The organism is Hoeflea sp. YIM 152468 (assembly GCF_029210485.1).
GTDB lineage: Bacteria > Pseudomonadota > Alphaproteobacteria > Rhizobiales > Rhizobiaceae > Hoeflea.
Genome location: NZ_JARGET010000029.1, coordinates 90,067 through 106,176 on the forward strand (window position 1 = coordinate 90,067; position 16,110 = coordinate 106,176).

The following is a 16,110-nucleotide window of genomic DNA, read 5'->3' on the forward strand; positions in this document are numbered from 1 at the left end:
CTGGACTCCCGGCAATTGGCGCTGTCTGAAACTCAAGGCTGATTTCGGGTGGCACCCAACTTGCGCCTGTGGCAAGCACCATCCAGCAGCGCAAGGAAACCCGACATGCCTCACACAGCCAACCGTTCCATGGATCTTGCCACCTGGGGCCTGCTTGTCCTGCTTGGCTTCATCTGGGGCGGATCGTTTTTTTTCGGCCGCATCGCCGTCCAGCATGTGCCGCCCATGACGCTGGTGCTGTTTCGGGTCGCTCTGGCGGCGATTGCGCTGCACATTGCCTTTGGCCGCATGCCCGGCTTCTACCAGACACTGACCAGCCGCTGGCGCGCACTCATGATCATGGGCCTGATCAACAACGCCATTCCCTTCACCCTGATTTTCATCGGCCAGACCCAGATCGGCGCTGGCCTGGCGTCGATTCTCAATGCCACAACGCCGGTCTGGGCGGTATTGGTGGCCCAGGTTCTGACAACAGACGAGAAAATCACCGCCGCCAAGCTGATTGGCTGCGGCCTCGGACTGGCCGGCATGATCTTGCTCATCGGCCCCTCGGCTCTGGGGCTGGCCGACAGCCCGCTCTGGGCCATGCTGGCAGCCATTGGCGCCGCCATCTCCTATGGCTTCGCCGCCACCTTCGGCAAGCGCTTCAAAGGTGTGCCGCCACGGATCACCGCCACCGGCCAGCTCACCGCCTCAAGCGTCATCATGCTGCCCCTGGCGGTTCTCGTCGATCAGCCCTGGACGCTTCCAGTGCCCTCGCTCGAGGTGATTGCGGCCATACTGGCGCTGGCGCTGGTGTCGACCGCCTTTGCCTATATCCTTTTCTTCCGCATTCTCAGTGTCGCTGGTGCCACCTCCGCCTCGCTGGTGACACTGCTGGTGCCACCGGCTGCAATCGTGCTCGGCATCCTGTTTCTCGGCGAAACCCTGTCGCTCACCGAAGCCCTCGGTCTCGGTCTCATCGCGCTCGGCCTCTTGTCTCTCGACAACCGGCTCGGCATAAGAGGCAGGCGATAGGTCCGGTGGATTTGAAGTTGCCTGGAGGGAAAATGAACATCAACCGCATGATGAGCCTGGCGGCGCTGGTCAAAGCACGCGACGCCGGCAAGGCAACACCTGAGCTGATGGTAGCGCTGTGCCGCGATGCCATTGGCCGCAAGGATCCCCGCATCAAGGCCTTCGCCCATAGGGACCTCGACGCCACGATCCGCACTGAGGGTCCGCTTGCAGGCATTGCCATCGGCATCAAGGATATCTTCGACACCTTCGATCAACCGACATCTTATGGATCGCCGGCCTATCGCGATCATCGTCCGCGGGTCGATGCCGCCATTGTCGATCTTGCCCGCAGGCAGGGCGCCACGATCATCGGCAAGACCGTGACCACCGAATTGGCATTCATTCATCCCGCGGAGACCGTCAATCCGCACAATCATGCGCACACGCCAGGCGGCTCGTCCTCCGGCTCGGCTGCCGCCGTCGCCGCAGGCATGATCCCGGCAGCGATCGGCACCCAGACCGGTGGCTCGGTGATCCGCCCGGCAGCCTTTTGCGGCGTCGCTGGCTTCAAGCCGAGCTTCCGCCTGCTGCCGACCTCGGGAATGAAGCATTTTGCGCCTTCGCTCGACACTGCCGGCCTGTTTGCGGCCGGGATAGAAGATGTGGCGGTGCTGACAGCCTTGTTGACCGGCCGCGATCTTGCGCCGCGTCCAGACGAACCTCCGCTTGATCCCTCGACCATCCGGGTTGCGCTTTACCGGTGTGCCCAGCTTGCGGATGCCGATCCAGACATGCGCCAAGCCCTTGCCAAAGCAGCAGATCTGGCCGCCGATGCCGGCTTTGACGTCGGCGAAATCGGTGAACCGGAGGCCTTGGCTGTGGCCCGCGAGGCCCATCTCGTCATTCAGGACCATGAAGCGGGCCTTGCCTGCGGTCCGGACCTGGCCCGCTCGCGCGACGCCCTCAGCCCGGTGCTGATTGAAACCCTTGAGCGCGGCCAGGCGATCACGCCTTCTCAGTATGACGAGGCTCGCAAACATGCCAAGCGCGGCCGCAGCGCCGCGCGCGCCCTGTTTGGCGAGGTCGATATCCTGCTCACCCCATCAGCCCCCGGCGCAGCGCCACGCGGACTGACGACGACGGGGGATCCGCGTTTCAACCGGTTGTGGACCCTGTTGGGAACCCCGGCAATCAACATTCCGGGTCTTGCCGATGAGGCTGGCCTGCCGCTGGGCATCCAGGCCGTCGCCCGTTTTGGCCGGGACCAGGCCTTGCTCACCGCCGCTGCACGGCTTGAGGCGGCCTTCAGGGGCTAGCCCACAAAGGCCGCAAGGGACAATACGGTGCGACCGCAGCGGTTCCGGCAGTGATTCCAGTCGGTTGGCCCGAACCGATCAAAAACCACATCCCGTTATGCGGCAAAAATATGGCGAATCTCACCGGGTGTGGCGCGCAAATTTTCACTCATGAGAGGTATTTGGTGATTTCTTAACAGAAAATGAACGCCCGATTAACCTTGCATTTTCAACAGGATGACTGTGCAACCAGGGTAACAATGGCGGGTTTTCGCTGCACTGCAGCAACGAATTTTCTTTGCACGGTGCCACGCCAGCGACTATTATTTGTCAGCAAACGCGATGGAGGACCACCATGGGATTTACGCAGTCGCTCAATGCCCTTGTGATCTGTGCAGCGTTCATATTTGTTGGAGCAATGCTCTTCATCTAGCGATGGAGGTCATTGAATAGCAGACAAGAGTTACAAAGACGGGAGCGTTTCGGCGCTCCCGTTTCTCGTTTGCGGCTGGCAGCCGAATGCGGGCATCTGCGGCGCAATATGACGCCGGCTGCCCTCCCGTGCCGCTTCAGGACTCGGTCAGGACGCGGGACAGCGGCACTCAGGCTGCCGCACCCACAGCTGTGGTCTCATCGCCGCGCAAACCCAGCATGTGGCAGATTGCATAGACCAGCTGGGCCCGGTTCATCGTGTAGAAATGAAAGTCGTCTATGCCGCGCTCGACCAGATCGTTGACCTGCTCTGCCGCCAGAGCCGCGGCCACCAGCGCGCGGGTTTCGGCATCCTTTTCCAGCCCGTCAAATCGCCGGGCCAGCCAGTCGGGCACCGACGCACCGCAGAGTTTGGAAAAGCGTGCAACCTGGGCGAAATTGTGAATCGGCAGGATCCCCGGCACGATCGGAATATAGATACCCGCACGCCGCGCCCGTTCGACATAACGCTCATAGACATCATTGTCGAAGAAGAACTGGGTGATCGCCCTTGTCGCACCCGCATCGACCTTGCGCTTGAGCATGTCGATGTCGGTGGCGAAATCCGGGCTTTCGGGATGCCGTTCGGGATAGGCCGAGACCGAAACCTCGAAATCGGAAATATTGCGCAGGCCCGCCACCAGCTCGGCACCGTTGGCATAGCCTTGCGGGTGCGGCTTGTAGGCGGCCCCTACCCCGTCCGGCGAATCGCCTCTGAGCGCGACAAAATGCTTGACCCCGACAGCCTGAAATTCCCGCGCGACGGCGTCGACAGAGACCTTGTCGGAGCCGACACAGGTCAGGTGCGCGGCTGGTGCAAGTGTTGTCTCGCGGCTGATCCGGGTGATGGTGTTCAGCGTCGGCTCCTTGGTCGATCCACCCGCGCCATAGGTCACCGAGACAAAATCCGGCTGGAACGGGGCCAACCGGGTGATGCTGTCCCAGAGTTGACCTTCCATATCGCCGTTCTTGGGCGGGAAAAACTCGAATGACACCTTGATGCGTTCGGAAAGAGCCTCTGCGCTGGCGCGGAAGGAGCTGGACATATTACGCGGTTCCTGTGCTGGAAGATGGGATGTCGGATGCGATCAACAGGCGTGGATCACGGGCCAGCCACAAGGTGACCGTGAGCGCGCGCGTGTCGCCGCTGTCGGGGGGCAGGTCGACAATCTTTTCGACCGTGAGTCCGCACTGCTCGAGCCATTCGGCAACCTGGTCCTGGCTGAAGCCGAGCCGTGCATGGGCGTGCTCAAGACGAAGCTCTTCATGCTCGTGCGATGCGAAATCGACCACCACCAGCCGGCCGCCCGGCCGCAACATCCGCGCAGCTTCGGTGATAGCGGGCAGCGGATCATGCAGAAAATGCAGCACCTGGTGAATGGTGACCACGTCAAAACTCTCCCGCTCGAGCGGCAGATTGAAGATGTCACCCTGGCGTACCGAAGCATGGGTAATGCCCGCTTCATCCAGTTGCGCGCGGGCAATGGAAAGCATGTTGCGGCTCGAATCGATGCCGATGGCGCGGCGATAGCGGTCGGCGAGCAGTTCCAGCACCCTTCCGGTTCCGGTGCCCAGATCCAGCAATCCGTCAAATGGCGTCCGCCCGAGCAGCTTGAGGATCTCCGCCTCGACCTTGTCATCGGGAACATGCAGGCTTCTGAGCTCGTTCCAGCTCTCTGCATTGGCCGAGAAATAGGCCTCGGCCCGGCTCGCTCGCGCTTGCTTGACGGACGCCAGACGTTCGGCATCCCGTGCCAGAGAGGCGTCCGAGGGCGAGGCTGCAGCAAGCGCATGCTGCATCAACTTGGCCCGCATACCGTCGCGGGTCAGCCGGAAATAGGCCCAGGCCCCCTCCTGGTAGCGCTCCACCAGTCCCGCCTCGCCGAGCAGTTTGAGATGCCGCGAGATCCGCGGCTGCGACTGGCTCAGAACCTCGGTCATTTCGCTGACCGTCAAGTCACCTTGGCTCAGAAGCGCGATCAAACGCAGGCGTGTGGGTTCACCGGCGGCTTTGAGAACTTCGACGCATTCCTCAAGTGAGAGGGGAGAGTGGGACAGCATTGACAACCTCGAAAATGATATAAAGATATGTTTATGTCATCTTCGGGGGCAAGGCAAGCACAATGTCGCTGGTGCCAAAACCGGTGTCGCAAGGGCGGCGCCAACGCCCTGTGCCGACGCTGGCCAGGGTCGCTCACCCAATCCTGCGCCGGATCAGACCGGTGCGTAGATCCATTGTTCCCAGATATGCGCCGTCACCGATTCGCCGGTGTGGATGACGCCGGGCTTTTCCACCCAGGCGACGACGCCGCGGCGGCGCTTGGCGGCCTTGACGAATCCAAGTTCCAGCGCGGTCTGGTCGATGTCCGGGTAATTGCGGGCAATTGCAGCGCCGGCCAGGCGGCACGGCCCGTTGTCACCATCTATTCTGAGCGTCACGCCGCCTTCGAAAAACAGTTGCGTGCGCGGTGGCAGCATCGACAGCTGGGCAAAGCCATCCAGCACCAGATTGGCGCCGATCCAGCCCGGCTCGATCCGCTCGATGCCCATCAGCGCCGCGGCCAGCGCCAGTTCGTCCGTCGCCACGATCGACAGCTGCCGTTCATTGCGAATTTCCGTGCCACGGGGATACCAGGGCTCGCGGCCGCCGGATTTGCGGGTCGGCCCGGCATGGAAATCACCTTTGATTCCGTTGATGTCCATCTCCAGCGATGCCGCCGGTTCGGTCAGGAAATCCCCGCCCCTGGCGTCGAGCGCCGCTGTCACCCGGCCCTTGAGCCGGCGCGCAGGAAGGATGTCAGGCAGCGCCATGGCGTCATCGGGAAACAGCGGCAGGGTCATCGGTCACTCCGGACTGGCGTTTGCATCATCCCTGCCATAGCGAATGCGCAGCAATTGGACCAATCAAAATCCGTGACCGATGATCTCGGCACCGCGCCATCCATCGTCAATCCACGCCCCCGGCCAGCAAGCCCGGCCTGCAAGCCGGACAGGCCGCCTCAATTCACGCCGCCATCAAAATGTGCTAGGATTACGTCGTGGGGAGCTGACAGACATGATCAGGGAGATCGTCGATGATGCTTGCCCACAACCTCGCAAGGCCGCTGTGCCTGAGCCTTGCCCTCACCTTGAGCCATCCGGTGGCGGCATTCGCCGCGGATCTGTCCTGCAACGGCTTGCTCGAAACCGGGCAGACCATGATCTGCTCGGGATTTGAACCCAACTGGGCGCTGGAACTGAGCTGTGACGGCGGCATGAGTGCCAATTTCATCGACGCCTTTTCCGGCGATGGAATTCAGACCACACCGGGCAGCATCAGCTTCGCCTCGCAAAACCCCTGGCAGCTTGAAACCAGCCACCCGGTCACGGGCTCGATCGCCTACACGCCGGGCGGCTGCACCGATGAGAGCGACGCGGTGCGCGATTTCACCTTCACGCCCACCGGCGCGCCGGGCCTCAGTGCCCCGTTCTTTCCGTTCTGCTGCCGGATCGAGTGAGTTTCGGGGACAGTTTGCTTTCCGGCATCACGCAAAAAGTTGGCATTCAGTGAAAAGTAAGCCGTCCCCGAAATTCAGATTCTACCGCTTCAACGGCTTGTAGGTCACCCGCTTCGGATTGACGCTGTCGGCGCCCAGACGGCGGATCTTGTCCTGCTCGTAATCCTCGAAATTGCCTTCGAACCATTCCACGTGGCTGTCGCCTTCAAACGCCAGAATGTGGGTGGCCAGCCGGTCGAGGAACATGCGGTCATGCGAAATGATGACGGCGCAACCGGCGAAGTTTTCCAGCGCCTCTTCCAGGGCACCGAGCGTTTCGGTGTCGAGATCGTTGGTCGGCTCATCGAGCAGCAGCACATTGCCGCCGGATTTCAGGAGTTTTGCCAGATGCACCCGGTTGCGCTGACCGCCGGACAAGGTGCCGACCTTCTGCTGCTGGTCGCCGCCCTTGAAGTTGAAGGTCGAGCAATAGGCGCGGCTGTTCATCTCGTGCCGGCCCAGCTTGATGATGTCGTTGCCGTCGGAAATCTCTTCCCAGACGGTCTTGTTGCCATCAAGCGAATCGCGGCTCTGGTCGACATAGGAGAGCTGAACCGTGTCACCGATGGTGATGGTGCCGGAATCGGGCTTTTCCTGCCCGGTGATCATCCGGAACAGGGTGGTCTTGCCCGCGCCGTTGGGGCCGATGACGCCGACGATGCCGCCGGGCGGCAGCTTGAACGTCAGATCATCGATCAACAGCCGGTCGCCATAGGCCTTGGAAATGCCTTCCGCATCGATCACCTGGTTGCCGAGCCGTTCGCCGGTGGGGATGATGATCTGGGCTTCGCCCGGGCGGCGGTCATTGGCGGCCTTGACCAGTTCGTCATAGGCACGGATACGCGCCTTGGATTTGGCCTGCCGGGCCTTCGGCGACGAGGCAATCCATTCCTGCTCGCTGCTCAGCGCCTTCTGCCGGGCGGCGTCCTCGCGGCCCTCCTGCTTCATGCGCTTGGCCTTGGCTTCCAGATAGGCGGTGTAATTGCCCTCGTAGGGAATGCCCTTGCCGCGGTCGAGCTCGAGTATCCAGCCCGTCACATTGTCGAGGAAGTAGCGGTCATGGGTGATCATGATCACCGCGCCGGGATATTCCCGCAGATGCTTCTCGAGCCAGGCGATGCTTTCGGCATCAAGATGGTTGGTCGGCTCGTCAAGCAGCAGAAGATCCGGCTGGCGCAACAGCAGCGCACACAGCGCCACGCGGCGCATTTCACCGCCCGACAGTGCCTCGACGCCGGCGTCACCGGGCGGGCAGCGCAGCGCTTCCATCGCCATCTCCACCTGGCTGTCGAGATCCCACAGGTTCTGCGCGTCGATGACATCCTGGAGTTGCGCGCCCTCGTCGGCGGTCTCGTCGGAGTAATTCATCATCAGTTCGTTGTACCGGTCGAGCACCGCCTGTTTCTCGGCCACGCCCTCCATGACGTTTTCCAGCACCGTCTTGGCCGGATCGAGCTTTGGTTCCTGCGGCAGGTAACCAAGCGTCGCGCCTTCAGCCAGCCAGGCCTCGCCGGTGAACTCGCTATCGAGCCCGGCCATGATCTTGAGAACCGTCGATTTACCGGCGCCGTTGGGACCAAGAATACCGATCTTGGCATCCGGGTAGAATGACAGATGGACGTTTTCGAGGACCTTTTTGGCGCCAAAGGACTTGTTGAGCCCCGCCATGTGATAGATGAACTGCCGTGCCACGATGCGCTCCAGACATGATTTGGATTGTTGAGTGCTGTCTATTCGAAAGCGCCGCGAAGGGCAATGAGGCGAAGACACACTCCCCGACCGATCAGTCCTGGGCCTGTGCAACCCGGCTTATGCGCCAGGCCTGCAGGCCGGCATAGGCGCTCTCCGGCACGTGATTGGTCATCTCGACATAGCCCGGATGGCTGGCCACCTCGCCCGCCGGAACAGGGGCCAGCGTCCAGCGCTCAGCCACGAAAGACCCCGGCGCTGCCGCCTGCTTGAGCCGCGCAAGAAAGGTCTGCTCAAACACGATTGCGCCTTCCAGGTCCATCGACAGCAGGCTGGCTCCCTCAAACACGCTGTCGATGATCATGGCATCACGGAAGCTCGCGCCGCCGATCGATGCGCCGGTGAAATCCGCCATCGCCACCACCGCGCCGTCGAACACCGGCGCTATCGCATTGACGCGGGCAAAGCCGGTGGCGTGGATCACGCTGCCTTGAAAGCTGATCCCGGCCATGCTGGTCGGCAGATAGTCAAGTCCGGCCGCACTGAAGGGCGCGGCCACCTGTGCGGCTGCAAGCGAGGAAAAGTCCGACCCGCGCACCACGGCGTTTTCGATCCGCGCATGGTCGAGCTGCGCCGCGCCGAACCTGCACTCGATCATCCGCGTCCAGGAAAAATCCGCGAACGCCAGCCGCGCATGCCGCATCGACAGCCCGCCGGCCACCTCGCGGCGGAATTCGGCAAAGGAGAAATCCGCGCCCAGGAATGTCAGGGCTTCAGTCTCAAGCACCCCGTTGGCCGTCAGCATGGTCAGCAGATCGCCGCGCTCCGGGCTGACTGCACGATCGACCAGACGCTCTGCCTCGGGCCGCGCAGGGCCATCGTCGAGCACCGATTGATTGGCAACCGCATCGGGCCGCCGGGCCAGTGCTGTGCGCATCAGGCCATCGGTGTCGCGCGGATTGGCGTTGGATGGCGAGAGATAGCGGTAAGGCCGCGCCACCAGGCTTGCCGCAACGATGCGCCCGCGCGTCGAGCTGCTGAGATCGCCAAGCCCGAAATTCTCGATGTCGCCGCCGCCATCGAGATAGCGCTGCCGCTCGGCCCCGATCAGAGCCCCGATCTCCACCACCTCCGGTCCGATCTGGGCGCTGCGCTCGGCTTCGGCCAACTGGATCTGGGTATCAATCAGCGCATTCTGGAAATCGATGCGCTGGTTTTGCTCGACCAGCAGCCCCGATTGCACTCTCAACAGCTTGTTCTGCTCGAACAGCAGCGCTGAGCCGGCCAGGGCCGCCATCGCCGCAATCAGCCCGGTGATCGAGGCCACCAGCCACCGCCGGGTGGTGATCCAGGCATAGCGGGCCAGCGCAATCTCGGCAAAACTCTTCGCTGCCTGCGTCGCCTCATTGACCTGCTGACCGGCCGCATACCGCGCCACATCAGCCAGCGGGCCGGCAAACTGTGTCACCTCGACTTCCGTGCGCTGGAACACCCAGCGCCAAAGCGGTTGCCGGAACACGAAGATCAAGGACAGGACGACAAGGGCAAACAGCAATGCGCCGAGCACGATACCCAGCACCACCGAGCCGTGATCGGTGAGGAAGCCCGGCATGAAGATTGCCGCCGGAATTCCGCAGGCCACACCCAGCACAAACACCAGAATGGCGGTGCCGCCGCGATAGGCGGGACGCGCCCGAGCCTGGTTCGACGCCTGAGGCTTCAACGCGCTGTTTTCCTCATCCCCCAGAACCGCATCGAGATCCATCGCGTCGAGATCGCCATCTCCAGTCATCCCGGCCCCCCTCGCTCCCAAAACTGTTCCCCGAGCGACCCGCGCTTTCGCGCGCACCCAAATCCTACCCAAACCACGCCCAAAGGAAAAGCACTGTCTGTGCGTAGCCAGACGGCACCGGATGCTCTGCCGCAGCTCGGGAACGAGTCAGAGTGGCGTGCAAACAATGCCGGCACAGCCGAGGGCCGATCGCAATCAGCCCCTAGGCTCATATGCCATTCGCCCATGCGCGCCCATTGAGGACACTCGAATGCCGCCTGATCCTGCCGGACCGTCGGTCAGCACCCTATCGTCAACGCCACAGGGGCGTCGGCGATCCCGGCGGTGCCGCGGGAAAACCGTCCGATCTGGCGCCGCAGCGGTTTGCGGCGTCATGGCAGCCGAACGTCACTCAGGCGGAAAAGCTGACAGTCACGCCTTTTTTCTTGAAGTAGGACTGCATGATCTTGCGCCCCTGGCGATTGGACTGCGCCAGCCTGGCCGGCTCGAACACGGCTTCCTTGACGCCGTCACGCGCCATCGCGGCCTTCAGCGCGGCAATGTGACTGTCCAGATCTTCGTTGTCGTTCTTGATCGAGGTGTAGATGTTGTCGATGGCTTGGGTCAGGGTCAGATCGCTCACGTGTCGGCACTCCATGGCTTGTTGACAACTCACCTAGCGATTTTTGCGATAAGGGCAACCCGCCGATTGCAGGGGGGCCGATGACCAGGCCTGCAACAAGGCCGCAATCGGCCACTGACAGTGGCAGTCCCGACGAACCTCCCCCGCCGCGTCAGAGCGGAGGGTTTCATCGGTTGATCGAGCAACAAGTCTCTTGATTTTCACCTCGCGGCCATGACCAATGGCGCATGAGCGATTTTTCTCCATTTCTCCATTCGAGCCCGAGCGGCGCCAGACTGGCGGTCCGCCATGTGCCGGCTGACGAAGCTGGGCGCGCGGTCGTGCAGATCAACCACGGCCTGGCCGAACACGCGGCCCGCTACCAGCGCTTTGCCCGTTTTCTCGCTGCCCACGGCTACCATGTCTATGCCCATGATCACCGCGGCCATGGCGCCACCCGTGCGCCTGACTCGATCCCCGGCGCCTTCGCCTCCAAAGACGGCGCATCGAAAGTGGTGGCCGATGTTGCCGCCATTCATGCGCTGATCGGCGAGCGGCATCCGGGCCTGCCGGTGATCACGTTCGGCCATTCCATGGGCGGGCTGGTGGCGCTCAATTTCGCCGAGACCCATCCCGCCGCAAGCAGCGCGCTGGCCATCTGGAATTCGAATTTCAACGCCGGGATTTCCGGCCGTGCGGCTCAGGCCGTGCTGGCGGTTGAAGCGGTCTTCAAGGGCTCCGACACCCCCAGCGCGATCCTGCCAAGACTGACCTTTCAGGCCTGGGCCAACGCCATGCCGAAGCGCCGCACCGACTTTGACTGGCTGTCGCACGACCCGGTCGAGGTCGACCTTTATGTCATTGATCCGTTGAGCGGCTGGGACGCGACGGTCAGCATGTGGCGCGATGTGTTTGCGCTGATCTATCAAGGCGGCGACGCCACAGCCCTGGCGCGGCTGCCAAAAGCTTTGCCGGTGCATCTGGTTGGCGGAGCCGAAGACCCCGCCACGGACAACGGCGCGGCGGTCCGGTGGCTGGCCGATCGGATGCAGGAAGCCGGGCTGATTTCTGTCTCCACCACCATCCTTCCCCACACCCGCCACGAAACACTCAACGAGATCAACCGTGAGCAGTCGATGGCCGATTTCGTCTCCTGGCTCGACACGTCTCTTTCTCCCGCACCATGACACTTCCCGCACCCAACACCGCCCCACGGAACTGGCTTGCCGATCGCGCGTTAAAACCGGGCAGGTGCGGGCGTGACACACTCCGGGAAAACCTGCTAACAGACACCCGCGAACCGGAGACCGACCATGTTTGCTGAACTTTTTACATTCGAGAACCTGACCACATTTCTCGTACTCACCGCACTCGAGACCGTGCTGGGTTTCGACAATCTTTTGTATATCTCCATTGAGGCAAAGCGGGTTTCGCCCGAACGGCAGGCCTTCGTCCGCCGCTGGGGCATCATCCTCGCCATCGTGCTGCGCATCGTGCTGCTCTTTGTCGTCCTCCAGCTCATCCAGTCGTTTCAGGAACCGCTGTTCAGCGTCGCGGGCATTCCCTATGTGGAAGGCGAGGTTTCCGGTCATGCGCTGATCGTGCTGGCGGGCGGCGTGTTCCTCATCTACACGGCCCTGAAGGAAATCACCCACATGATGAGCCTTGAAGAGCATGAGGAGGATCAGGCTTCACGCGGGTCCAAAAGCGTCAGCAAAGCCTTGTTCTGGATTCTCGCCATGAACCTCATCTTCTCTTTCGACACGGTTCTGTCCGCCGTCGCCCTGACCAACAATTTCGTGGTCATGACCGCTGCCATCGTGGTTTCCGGGGCGCTGATGGTGCTGATGGCCGATGCGGTCGCCAACTTCCTCAAGAAAAACCGGATGTACGAGGTGCTCGGCCTGTTTGTGCTGTTGCTGGTCGGTATGATGCTGATGAGCGAAGGCGGTCATCTGGCCCACCTGGCGTTCTTCGGCTACGATGTGCTGGTCATGTCGAAAGCCACATTCTACTTCATCCTCGCCACCATGGTGCTGGTCGAGGTTGTCCAGGGCCGCTACCAGCGCAAGCTGATGCGTCAGAAGGAATTCAAGGCAATGCACACGCGCGCAGAAGCCGCCCATGTCTGAGGCGCCGCTTGCCGGTGTCCGGGTGATCGAACTGGCGCGCATTCTGGCCGGCCCCTGGGCCGGTCAGCTGCTGGCGGATCTCGGCGCCGACGTGATCAAGATCGAGCACCCCGACGGCGGCGACGACACCCGCCGCTGGGGTCCACCCTTCGTCACCGGCGCCGATGGCGAAAATCTCTCCGCCGCCTATTATCACTCGGCCAATCGCGGCAAACGCTCGATCACGCTCGACATCGCCAGTCGCCAAGGGGCTGAGACCGCGCGCGATCTGATCGCCACCGCCGATGTGGTGATCGAGAACTTCAAGGTTGGCGGCTTGAAGAAATACGGCCTCGATTACGGCAGCCTGAAAGCTGCCAATCCGGCGCTGGTCTATTGCTCGATCACCGGCTTCGGCCAGACCGGGCCTTACGCGCCGCGCGCCGGCTACGATTTCATCATCCAGGCCATGGCCGGCATGATGTCGATCACCGGCGAGAAAGGCCGTGAGCCGCAAAAGGCCGGCGTCGCCATCTCCGACATCTTCACTGGCCTTTATTCCGTGATCGCCATCCAGGCGGCGTTGCGCCACGCAGAGAAGACCGGCGAAGGCCAGATGATCGACATGGCGCTGTTTGACACCCAGGCCGGCGTTCTGGGCAACCAGAATCTCAATTATCTGGTGTCCGGCAAGGCTCCGGAGCAGATGGGCAATGCCCATTTGAACATCGCCCCTTACGAGGTGTTTCCGGTTTCCGACGGACACATCATCATCGCCGTGGGCAATGACGGCCAGTTTCAGCGCTTCTGCAAGCTGCTGGGCGCGGCAGACCTCGGCGCCGATCCCGATTTCCAGACCAACCCGTTGCGCGTTGCCAATCGCGAGCGGCTGCGCCAGGACATCATCTCCGAGATGAGCGCATGGACCAAAGCCGGCATGCTGGCGGCCTGCGAGGCCAACGCCGTGCCCGCCGGACCGATCAACACCATCGCCGAAATGTTCGATGATCCGCAGGCGATAGCCCGCCGGCTCAGACTGGATCTGACCGACCAGGCCGGAACCGAAATCCCCTCGGTGCGGGCGCCGATTCTTCTTCCGGCCTCGCCACTGCACTATGACCGCCCGAGCCCGCGTCTGGGCCAGCACACCGATGAAGTGCTGCGCGAACTCGAAACCATCAAGACCAAGAGGACACATACATGAAAACCGGCGGCCAGTTGATTGTCGACACGCTCAAGGCCAATGGCGTCGAGCGTCTGTTCTGCGTCCCCGGCGAGAGTTATCTCGCCGTGCTCGATGCGCTGGTTGATTCGGATGTCGGCATCACCGTCTGCCGCCAGGAAGGCGGCGCCGCGATGATGGCCGACGCCTGGGGCCGGCTGACGGGCAAGCCCGGCATCTGCTTTGTCACCCGTGGTCCCGGCGCCACCAACGCCACCGCCGGTCTGCACATCGCACGCCAGGATTCGATCCCGTTGATCCTGTTCATCGGTCAGGTCCAGCGCGATGCCCGCGAGCGCGAGGCCTTCCAGGAAGTGGAGTACCGCCGCGCCCTCACCGAATTTGCCAAATGGGTCGGAGAGATCGACGACCCGACCCGCATTCCCGAATTTGTCAATCGTGCATTTTCCGTCGCCATGTCCGGTCGTCCCGGCCCAGTGGTGCTGTCACTGCCCGAGGATGTGCTGCGCGAAGTGGTCGCCAATCCGCCCGCCGAGATCCTGCCCAACCCGGTGGCGGCAATCCGCCCCGGCGCGCCGGAGATGAAGGATCTGGCCGAACGCATCTCCCGCGCCGAACGCCCGGTGATGATCCTTGGCGGCACCCGCTGGACCGAGCAAGCCGTGCGCCAGATCGAGCGCTTTGCCGAGCGGGCGCAGCTGCCTGTCGGCTGCTCGTTCCGCCGCCAGATGCTGTTTGATCATCTGCATCCCTGCTACGCCGGCGATGTCGGCATCGGCATCAATCCGGCACTGGCCGACGAGATCAGGATGTCCGATCTGGTGTTGCTGATCGGCGGCCGGTTTTCCGAAATGCCGTCCTCGGGCTACACCCTGCTCGATGTGCCCTTCCCGGCCCAGCCACTGATCCATGTCCATGCCGACGCCGGTGAACTCGGCCGGGTCTACCGGCCCACACTGGCGATCAACGCCGATCCGGCCTCTTTCGCCGAAGCGCTGTCGACACTGGAAGTCGACACCACCCCGGCCCGCGCCGAGCGAACCGCCAATATGCACGGGGCGTATCTGACATGGTCGACTCCGCCTGAAACCGGGCCCGGCGATGTGCATATGGGGCCGATCATCGATTGGCTGCGCGATTACCTGCCCGACGATGCGATTCTGACCAATGGCGCCGGCAATTACGCCACCTGGGTTCATCGCTATGTCCGGTTCAGAAACTTCGCCACCCAGGCGGCTCCGGCCTGCGGCTCCATGGGCTATGGGGTGCCCGCTGCCGTGGCCGCCAAGCAGGCTTTCCCCCAGCGCCTGGTGGTGGCCTTTGCCGGCGACGGCTGCTTCATGATGCACGGCCAGGAATTTGCCACCGCCGTGCAGCACAAGCTGCCGATCATCGTCGTCGTGGTCAACAATTCGATGTACGGCACCATCCGCATGCATCAGGAGCGCGACTATCCCGGCCGGGTCAGCGCCACCGACCTGACCAACCCGGATTTTTCTGCCCTTGCCCGCGCCTATGGCGGCCACGGCGAAACGGTGGTGACAACAGCCGAATTCGCCCCGGCCTTCGAGCGGGCCCGCGCCAGCGGCATCCCGGCGATCATCGAGGTCAAGCTCGACCGCGAAGCCATCACGCCGACCCGGACATTGACCCAGATCTCAGGCACCGGCGTGAAGCCATAGGCCCCTCGCGCTTGTCTCGCATGGCAACGGCATCACCGCGCCCGGCGTAAAGACGCATTGGCTTGAAGCGCTGTCAGCCGCGCATGTGTTCTGTATGCTGATAGATCGCGGTTGAGCGGGCGCCGGAGCGGCAATAGCCCAGCATCGGCGACGGCATTTCCTCGACCGCGTCCAGCATCTCGCGCACCGCCTCGGCGGTCACGCCGGTGGGGCCGACCGGGATGTGGCGGGCTTCGATGCCGAGCGCTTCGGCCGCCTGCCTGATGCTGTCAAAGCTCGGCTGGTCGGGCACTTCGCCATCGGGACGATGACAGACGATCGATTGAAAACCGGCGGCCTTGATCGCGGTCAGGTCTTCGACGGAAATCTGTCCGGCAACGGAATAGGTGGGCGTGAGGGGGCGTAGATCCATGCGTCATCTGCCTTTGGTTTAAGGCGCGCAAAACTGGCCGCACGCCAAGGGTCGGTGTCTCCCGCCTGACTTAAGCAATGGCTGACAAGCCGTCAATCGGGTTGAGGTCTTGCGCCAGCCCTGATTGCCGCTGTGGTGGCGGGGCGAACCCGGGCCGTCACCTCGGCGATGATGGCCACCACATCGGGAAAGCAGCCGCAACACTGCCCGCGCTGGCGCATGGCGTGATACACGGTCGAGGGCACGATCAGCCGCCACGGATCATCCGCGATCAGCGCTTCGACCGCAGCCTCGATTTCGCGTTTTGACAGAATATTGCACTGACAGACAATCATGCCG

The 16,110-nt window shown here is 62.7% G+C and carries 14 protein-coding genes and 1 pseudogene; 7 read left to right on the forward strand and 8 right to left on the reverse strand.

From position 1 onward, the window contains the following. Positions 1-105 precede the first annotated feature (105 nt). Complete coding sequence (locus PZ897_RS15565; protein ID WP_275753424.1) at positions 106-1,017, forward strand: DMT family transporter; 912 nt, start codon at positions 106-108, stop codon at positions 1,015-1,017. A gap of 32 nt (positions 1,018-1,049) precedes the next feature. Continuing rightward, a complete protein-coding gene (locus tag PZ897_RS15570) occupies positions 1,050-2,315 on the forward strand; it encodes an amidase (protein WP_275753425.1) in 1,266 nt (421 codons plus the stop codon). A 581-nt stretch (positions 2,316-2,896) separates the two neighbouring features. On the opposite strand, the gene metF is transcribed toward PZ897_RS15570, so the two are convergent. From metF to PZ897_RS15585, 3 genes are all read right to left on the reverse strand, one after another. Beyond that, positions 2,897-3,811, reverse strand: a complete 915-nt coding sequence (metF, locus tag PZ897_RS15575) for a methylenetetrahydrofolate reductase [NAD(P)H] (protein ID WP_275753426.1) — start codon at positions 3,809-3,811, stop codon at positions 2,897-2,899. Position 3,812: 1 nt separating this feature from the next. Then, positions 3,813-4,826 carry a metalloregulator ArsR/SmtB family transcription factor gene (locus PZ897_RS15580; RefSeq protein ID WP_275753427.1) on the reverse strand — a complete coding sequence of 338 codons (1,014 nt, stop codon included), beginning with the start codon at positions 4,824-4,826 and terminating at the stop codon, positions 3,813-3,815. 153 nt (positions 4,827-4,979) lie between these two features. After that, positions 4,980-5,606, reverse strand: a complete 627-nt coding sequence (locus PZ897_RS15585) for an MOSC domain-containing protein (protein WP_275753428.1) — start codon at positions 5,604-5,606, stop codon at positions 4,980-4,982. Positions 5,607-5,839: 233 nt separating this feature from the next. Between PZ897_RS15585 and PZ897_RS15590 the strand changes: the two genes are divergently transcribed. Continuing rightward, on the forward strand, positions 5,840-6,262 hold the full coding sequence (locus PZ897_RS15590; protein WP_275753429.1) for a hypothetical protein: 423 nt from the start codon (positions 5,840-5,842) through the stop codon (positions 6,260-6,262). Positions 6,263-6,343: 81 nt separating this feature from the next. Here PZ897_RS15590 and ettA read toward each other — a convergent pair whose 3' ends face one another. From ettA to PZ897_RS15605, 3 genes are all read right to left on the reverse strand, one after another. Beyond that, the gene (gene ettA, locus PZ897_RS15595; protein ID WP_275753430.1) at positions 6,344-7,993 is read right to left on the reverse strand and encodes an energy-dependent translational throttle protein EttA; all 1,650 of its coding nucleotides are present in this window, start codon (positions 7,991-7,993) and stop codon (positions 6,344-6,346) included. A gap of 91 nt (positions 7,994-8,084) precedes the next feature. Beyond that, a complete protein-coding gene (locus PZ897_RS15600; protein ID WP_275753431.1) occupies positions 8,085-9,782 on the reverse strand; it encodes a pentapeptide repeat-containing protein in 1,698 nt (565 codons plus the stop codon). Positions 9,783-10,173: 391 nt separating this feature from the next. Continuing rightward, the gene (locus PZ897_RS15605) at positions 10,174-10,404 is read right to left on the reverse strand and encodes a hypothetical protein (protein WP_275753432.1); all 231 of its coding nucleotides are present in this window, start codon (positions 10,402-10,404) and stop codon (positions 10,174-10,176) included. A 227-nt stretch (positions 10,405-10,631) separates the two neighbouring features. Here PZ897_RS15605 and PZ897_RS15610 point away from each other — a divergent pair, with 227 nt between their 5' ends. From PZ897_RS15610 to PZ897_RS15625, 4 genes are all read left to right on the forward strand, one after another. After that, the gene (locus PZ897_RS15610) at positions 10,632-11,570 is read left to right on the forward strand and encodes an alpha/beta hydrolase (protein WP_275753433.1); all 939 of its coding nucleotides are present in this window, start codon (positions 10,632-10,634) and stop codon (positions 11,568-11,570) included. A 126-nt stretch (positions 11,571-11,696) separates the two neighbouring features. Further along, a complete protein-coding gene (locus tag PZ897_RS15615; RefSeq protein WP_275753434.1) occupies positions 11,697-12,515 on the forward strand; it encodes a tellurium resistance protein TerC in 819 nt (272 codons plus the stop codon). Then, positions 12,508-13,698, forward strand: coding sequence for a CaiB/BaiF CoA-transferase family protein (locus PZ897_RS15620; RefSeq protein ID WP_275753435.1), 1,191 nt, complete (start codon positions 12,508-12,510; stop codon positions 13,696-13,698). Before PZ897_RS15615 ends, PZ897_RS15620 begins: the two co-directional genes overlap by 8 nt. Next, the gene (locus PZ897_RS15625) at positions 13,695-15,359 is read left to right on the forward strand and encodes a thiamine pyrophosphate-binding protein (protein ID WP_275753436.1); all 1,665 of its coding nucleotides are present in this window, start codon (positions 13,695-13,697) and stop codon (positions 15,357-15,359) included. The genes PZ897_RS15620 and PZ897_RS15625 overlap by 4 nt, the downstream gene beginning before the upstream one ends. A gap of 73 nt (positions 15,360-15,432) precedes the next feature. Here the strand turns inward: PZ897_RS15625 and PZ897_RS15630 are convergent, their stop codons facing one another. Both PZ897_RS15630 and PZ897_RS15635 read right to left on the reverse strand, forming a co-directional pair. Further along, positions 15,433-15,771 (reverse strand): TIGR01244 family sulfur transferase, encoded by a 339-nt coding sequence (locus PZ897_RS15630; protein WP_275753437.1) that lies wholly within the window; start codon positions 15,769-15,771, stop codon positions 15,433-15,435. A gap of 176 nt (positions 15,772-15,947) precedes the next feature. Further along, positions 15,948-16,106, reverse strand: a pseudogene (locus tag PZ897_RS15635) ((2Fe-2S)-binding protein); the annotation flags it as partial. Positions 16,107-16,110: the final 4 nt, after the last annotated feature.